General features: G+C 69.5%; 2 protein-coding genes. Both read left to right on the top strand.

Going from position 1 to position 7,328, the window contains the following annotated elements:
• Positions 1-5,759, top strand: a 5,759-nt coding sequence (locus IEZ20_RS39250; protein ID WP_189307912.1) for a non-ribosomal peptide synthetase, incomplete at its 5' end; no start/stop codon positions are given.
• Positions 5,756-7,328 (top strand): condensation domain-containing protein (locus IEZ20_RS39245; RefSeq protein ID WP_189307910.1); only part of this gene is annotated, 1,573 nt, incomplete at its 3' end. The genes IEZ20_RS39250 and IEZ20_RS39245, both read left to right, overlap by 4 nt.

The raw sequence follows: 7,328 nt of genomic DNA, 5'->3' as shown, positions 1-7,328 counted from the left end.
CCGGGCCCGACCGGACGGCGTTCGACGCCGCGATCGACCTGATCTGCATCAACACCCCGATCAGCTTTCTCAAAGCCACGCCTTCGCATCTGGAGGTGCTGGCCGCTCACCTGGAGAGCCGTGGGGCCCGTCACCACATCACGACGATCGTGGCCGGGGGTGAGAACCTCACGCCGCAGCTCGTCGCGCGGCTGTTGGAGGCCAGTAGTACGCGGACGACGGTCAGCAACGAGTACGGTGCGACCGAGGGTTCGGTGGCGAACGTGATGAGCCTGACGACGGAGCCGGACCCGCACGGCGGCACGACGACTCTGGGCCGGGCCATCACCAACACCACCGTCTACGTCGTGGACCACCACAACCAGCCCGCCCCGGTCGGTGTCCCGGGCCATGCCCTGCTGGGTGGTGTCTGCCTGGCCCGGCACTACCACGACCGGCCCGAGCTGACCGGGCAGCGCTTCACCCCCAACCCCCTCACCCCGCCGCGTCCCGATCCGCGGGTCTACCACACCGGTGACCTGGTGAAGTGGCGTGCGGACGGGACGCTGGAGTTCATCGGCCGGATCGACAACCAGGTCAAGCTGCGCGGCTACCGCATCGAACTCGGCGAGATCGAGAACGCGCTGACCACGCACCCCCACGTCCACACCACAGCCGTCACCGTCCGGGAGGACACCCCCGGCAACAAGCAGCTCGTCGCCTACGTCGTTCCCGCTGCGGGACACGCCCCCGGCGTCGGCGACTTGCGCGCCCACCTTCAGGGGCAGCTGCCCGACTACATGGTCCCGAGCCTCTACGTCACCCTCGACCACCTCCCCCTGACACCCAACGGGAAGGTCGACACAAAGGCCCTGCCCGCCCCCGACCACCACCGGCCCGAACTCGCCACCACCTACACCGCACCCCGCACCTCGACGGAGGAGATCATCGCCGGCGTGTGGTCCGACGTCCTCGGTGTCGACACCGTCGGCATCCACGACAACTTCTTCGAACTGGGGGGACACTCACTGCTCGCGACGCAGGCGACGTCGCGCCTGCGGCAGCGGCTCGGTGTGGACGTCCCCGTGCGTGCCCTCTTCACCTCGCCCACAGTGGCGACACTGGCCGTGGTCGTGCGCGAACTGGAGACGGCCGGCGAGGCGCCGCTGGCCCCGGTCGACCGTGGCAGCGGTCCACTGCCGCTGTCGTTCGCGCAACAACGGCTCTGGTTCCTGGACCAGTTGACCCCGGGCAGCGCCGAATACCTCGTGCCGTTCGGGCTGCGGGTGCGGGGCGCGCTCGACGTCGGTGCGCTGGGCGCGGCGTTCACCGGCCTGGTGGCCCGGCACGAGGTGCTGCGAACCCGGTTCGTCACCGACGACACGGGCCGCCCCGCGCAGGTCGTGGACGCGCCGTGGTCGGTCACACCGGTGGTGCACGACGTACGGACCGTCCCGACGGTCGACAGGGAGCGGGCCGCGTCGGAGATCATGGCGGCCGAGGCCCGGAGGCCGTTCGAGCTGGACGGTGGTCGGCTCCTGCGCGTGGATGTGGTGCGGCTCGCGGACGAAGATCAGTACCTGTTGCTGACACTCCACCACATCGTGTCGGACGGCTGGTCGTCCGGGATCCTGGCGCGCGAGCTGCGCGAGCTGTACGCGGCAGCTGTCGCCGGACGCGAGGCGACGCTTCCCGAACTGCCTGTCCAGTACGCGGACTTCGCCGTCTGGCAACGGGAGCAGCTCAGCGGTGACTTCCTGGAGGGACAGCTGGCGTACTGGCGCGAGCGCCTTTCGGGAGTACCGACCCTGGAGCTGCCGACCGACCACGGACGGCCGGCCGAGAGGGAGGGCGCCGAGGGCGACACCGTGTACTTCTCGGTGCCGTCGGAGGTGACGGAGGCGCTGCGGGCGACGGCGAGCGGGCAGGGCGCGAGCCTGTTCATGGCGTTGCTGGCGCTGTTCCAGATCGTGCTGGCCCGCTACTGCCGCCAGGACGACATCGCGGTCGGCACCCCGATCGCCGGCCGCAACCGCGCCGAGACCGAGGACCTGATCGGCTTCTTCGTCAACACCCTGGTCCTACGCACCGACCTGTCGGGCGACCCGACGTTCACCGAACTCCTCGACCGCGTCAGGGACACCGCGCTCGGCGCCTACGACCACCAGGACCTCCCCTTCGAACGCCTCGTCGACGAGCTGGCCCCCGACCGGGACCTGTCCCGCAACCCGCTCTTCCAGACCCTCTTCGTCTTCCAGAACACCCCGGAGGGCAACGCCTGGAGCCTGCCCGGCCTGGCGGTCGAGCAAGTCGGTGTGAGCGGTCAGGACGCCAAGTTCGATCTCCAGCTGACCGCCGCGGAAGCGGGTGGCGAGCTGCTGGCAGCCGTGGAGTACCGGACGGATCTGTTCGAGCAGGCGACGATCGAGCGGTTGGCCGGTCACCTCGCGACGCTGGCCGCGTCGGTGGCGGCCACGCCGCAGGCGCGTCTGTCCGAGCTGAACATGCTGACGGTGGGGGAGCGGCGGGAAGTCCTGGTGGACTGGAACGGTGTCTCGGGCCCGTACCCGGACACGGCAACGATCCATCGGCTGATCGAGGACCGCGTCGCCACCCACCCCGACGCGACCGCTGTGACGTTCGGTGGTGAACACTGGTCGTACGGGGAGATCAACGTGCGTGCCAACCAGCTGGCCCATCATCTGCGGGGCATGGGTGTCACCCCGGACACGCTGATCGCGGTCTGCCTGGACCGCTCTCCCGACCTGATCGCGACCCTCCTGGGCATCCTGAAGGCCGGTGCCGCGTTCGTTCCCCTGGACCCGGACTACCCCACCGACCGCATCACCTACATGATCAACGACACCCGGACGCCGCTGGTCATCACCAGCACCGATCTGGCCCACCGCCTGCCCGACACGCTCGACCGCCTGATGGTCGACACCCAGTGGCCGGCCGGACCGGACACCAACCCCCAGCCCGTCGCCTCACCGGATGACCTCGCCTACGTCATCTACACGTCGGGTTCCACGGGTAGGCCGAAGGGGGTGGCGCTGGAGCACCGTGGTGTCGTCAACTACCTGCACTGGTGCGACGAGAACTATCCCGCTGGTCCCGCGGGCGGTATCGGCAGCATTCTGTACTCGTCGGTGACGTTCGATCTGACGATCACGGCGTTGTTCCTGCCTCTGATCCAGGGCCAGCAGCTCGCCATCCCTGTCACCGGGCCCGACCGGACGGCGTTCGACGCCGCGATCGACCTGATCTGCATCAACACCCCCATCAGCTTTCTCAAAGCCACCCCCTCCCACCTGGAGGTGCTGGCCGCTCACCTGGAGAGCCGCGGGGCCCGTCACCACATCGCCACGATCGTGGCCGGGGGTGAGAACCTCACGCCCCAGCTCGTCGCACGGCTGTTGAAGGCCAGTAGTACGCGGACGACGGTCAGCAACGAGTACGGTGCGACCGAGGGTTCGGTGGCGAACGTGATGAGCCTGACGACGGAGCCGGACCCGCACGGCGGCACGACGACTCTGGGCCGGGCCATCACCAACACGACCGTCTACGTCGTCGATCACCACAACCAGCCCGCCCCCGTCGGTGTCCCGGGCCATGCTCTGCTGGGTGGTGTCTGCCTGGCCCGGCACTACCACGACCGGCCCGAGCTGACCGGGCAGCGCTTCACCCCCAACCCCCTCGCCCCGCCGCGTCCTGATCCGCGGGTCTACCACACCGGTGACCTGGTGAAGTGGCGTGCGGACGGGACGCTGGAGTTCATCGGCCGGATCGACAACCAGGTCAAGCTGCGCGGTTACCGCATCGAACTCGGCGAGATCGAGAACGCGCTGACCACCCACCCCCACGTCCACACCACCGCCGTCACCGTCCGCGAGGACACCCCCGGCAACAAGCAGCTCGTCGCCTACGTTGTTCCCGCTGTGGGGCACGCCCCCGGCGTCGGCGACCTGCGGGCCCACCTTCAGGGGCAGCTGCCCGACTACATGGTCCCCAGCCTCTACGTCACCCTCGACCACCTCCCCCTGACACCCAACGGGAAGGTCGACACCAAGGCTCTGCCCGCCCCCGACCACCACCGACCCGAACTCGCCACCACCTACACCGCACCCCGGACGGACACCGAGCGCACCCTTGCCGCGATCTGGTCCGAGATCCTCGGCATCGACACCGTCGGCATCCACGACAACTTCTTCGAACTGGGCGGCGACTCGATCATCAGCATCCAGATGATCGCCCGCGCCAAGAAATTCGGTGTGCACCTCACCCCGCGGCTGATCTTCAAGAACCAGACGATCGCCGAGATCGCGGTCCACGCCGGTACGGCCACGCCGGTCGACGCGGAGCAGGGCCGTGTGGTGGGCGAGGTCCCGCTGACACCGATCCAGCACTGGTTCTTCGAGAAGGACCTGCCGGCGTTCGACCACTTCAACCAGGCCGAACTCCTCGTCACCGACGGACTCGACCCCGACGTGCTGCGGCTCGCGCTGGCCGACCTGATCGAGCATCACGACGCGCTGCGGCTGCGCTGCACGGACGGGGCGTCCGGCCGGCGGCAGTACCTGGACGAGTCCGTGGACACCGGCGTCCTCGACGTGCACGACCTGTCCGGCGTCGCGGACGAGTCCCTGGAGTCGGTGTCGCTGCACATCGCGGAGGAGACGCAGCAGAGCCTCGACCTGGCCAAGGGCCCGCTGCTGCGGGCCGCCCTTCAGGAGCTGGGGCCCACACGCGGGCAGCGGCTGCTCATCGTCGTACACCACCTGGCGGTCGACGGCGTGTCCTGGCGGATCCTGCTGGAGGACCTGGGCAGTTGCTACGAGCGCCGGGCTGCCGGACTCGCGCCCCTGCTGCCGGCCAAGACGACGTCGTTCCGGTCGTGGGCTCAGCGACTGCACGGCTTCGCCGACTCGGCGCAGGCGCGGGCGGAGTTCGCCTACTGGGCCGAGCCCAAGCCGGCCGGCCGGGTGCCGCGTGACCGGGACGGCCGCAACGACCTGGGGTCCGCCGCCGGCGTCGTGGCGACGCTCAGCCCCGAGGAGACCCGTGCCCTGCTGCGGGACGTGCCGAAGGTCTTCAGCACCCAGATCAACGACGCGTTGCTCACCGCGCTGGCGCACGCCCTGCGAGACTGGACGGGGGACGACGAGACCCTGATCGGTCTGGAGGGGCACGGCCGCGAGGATCTGTTCCCCGACGTGGACCTGTCACGGACGGTGGGGTGGTTCACGTCCGTCTTCCCCGTCGCCCTGCGACTGGCGCCAGGAGCCACCAGTGCGGTGGCCTCGCTCGACTCCGTCCGCGAGCAGCTGGCGCGGATCCCCAACAAGGGCGTCGGCTACGGCATCCTGCGCCACCTCGGCGCCCCGGACCTGGCCTCCGTACTGCGCCGGCAGCCCACTCCGGAAGTGAACTTCAACTACCTGGGGCAGTTCACGAGGGACCTGCCGGGCATCGGGCGGTACGCCGGTCCCGAAGAGCCCAAGGGCCACTCGATCAGCCCGGACGGCATGCGCTGGAACGTGCTGGACGTGACCGCCGCCGTCGAGGGCGACACGTTCGGCCTGTACATCAACTACTCGACCGCGCTGCACGACCGGCGCACCGTCGAGCACCTGGCCGACGGCGTCCTCCGTCACCTGCGCGAGCTGATCGCCGGCAGCGCCGACGGAGCCGCCGACGCCCGCCGGGAGTCCCCTGGCGTTCCCCTCACCGATGTCGGTGACGCCGACATGGCCGCGATCCTGAAGAGGTTCTCGATATGAGCGCGCACAACGTGGAAGACGTCTACGGGCTCTCGCCCCTGCAGTTCGGCATGCTGTACCACTCGCTGGAGGACACCTCCGACACCCGCCCCTACATGGTGCAGATGACGGAGGAGATCGAAGGGCCCTTCGACGAGACGCTGTTCGGCACCGCCTGGCAGCAGCTCGTCGACCGGCACTCGATCCTGCGCAGTGCGTTCGTGTGGGAGGGCGTGTCGGAGCCGGTGCAGGTGGTGCAGCGCCGGGCCCCCCTCCCCTTCGAGGTGAGGGACCTGCGTGGACTGTCCGGTCAGGAGGAGCGGCTCGACGCCTTCCTGGCGGAGGACTGGGCCCGGGGGTTCGACCTGTCACGGGCCCCCCTGGTCCGGGTCACCGTGCTGCGCATGACGGAGGAACGCCGGATCGTCGTCTGGTCGTTCCACCACATCCTCCTCGACGGCTGGAGTGTGCAGATCCTCCAGAAGGAGCTGTTCGCGCTCTACCGCGCACTGCTCGACGGCACCCCCGCCGAGCTGCCGCCGACGGTCCCGTACCGCCGGTACATCGAGTGGCTCAACTCCCGGCGGGACGACGGCTCCGCGGCGTTCTGGTCCGACTACCTCGCGGGCGTCACCGAGCCCACCGCCCTGCACGTCGACCGGGACACCGGGGACACAGGAGTCGGCGAGTTCGAGGTGTGCGCCTCCGCGGAGCTGTTCGCGCGGGCCCGGGACTACGCCAAGTCCCAGCGCGTCACCATGAACACTCTGGTACAGGGCCTGTGGTCGATCCTGCTCTCACGGTACAGCCGCCAGGACGAGGTGCTGTTCGGGTCGACCATCTCGGGCCGCTCGATCGATCTGCCCGGCGTGGAGTCGATGATGGGCCTCTTCATCAACACGCTGCCGGTGCGCGGCCGGCTCACGGGCGACATGGTCGTCTCCGAATGGCTGCGGGACCTCCAGGACGAACAACTGGACATGCGGCAGTGGGAGTACTGCCACCTGGTCGACGTGCAGAAGCACAGCAGGATCCCGCGCGGCGAGCCGCTGTTCCGGTCCATCCTCGTCTTCGAGAACTACCCGGTGGTGCAGAAGCCGTCGGACTTCCCCGAGGGACTGACCCGGCGCCTGGTGAACTGCGTGGAGCGCACCGGGTACCCGCTGACCCTCGTCGTGTCGGCGGGCCGGGCCCTGGAGTTCCGCCTCGTCTACGACCGGAGCAGGTTCGACGCGGAATCGGTCGAGCGCATGGCCGGCCACCTGCTGGCCCTGCTGACCTCCGTCGTGGACTCGCCCGGGGCACGCATCGGCGACCTCAACATGCTCACGGAGCGGGAGCGGCGGGAAGTCCTGGTGGACTGGAACGGTGTCTCGGGCCCGTACCCGGACACGGCGACGATCCATCGGCTGATCGAGGACCGCGTCGCCACCCACCCCGACGCGACCGCGGTGACGTTCGGTGGTGAACACTGGACGTACGCCGGCATCAACGCCCGTGCCAACCGGCTCGCGCACCACCTGCGGGGGACGGGTGTCACCCCGGACACGCTGATCGCGGTCTGCCTGGACCGCTCTCCCGACCTGATCG

Origin of the sequence: Streptomyces cinerochromogenes (assembly GCF_014648635.1) — a bacterium.
GTDB classification, from domain to species: Bacteria; Actinomycetota; Actinomycetes; order Streptomycetales; family Streptomycetaceae; genus Streptomyces; species Streptomyces cinerochromogenes.
The sequence above is the reverse complement of the archived record's forward strand: the minus strand, read 5'-3'. Positions and strand labels throughout refer to the sequence as shown.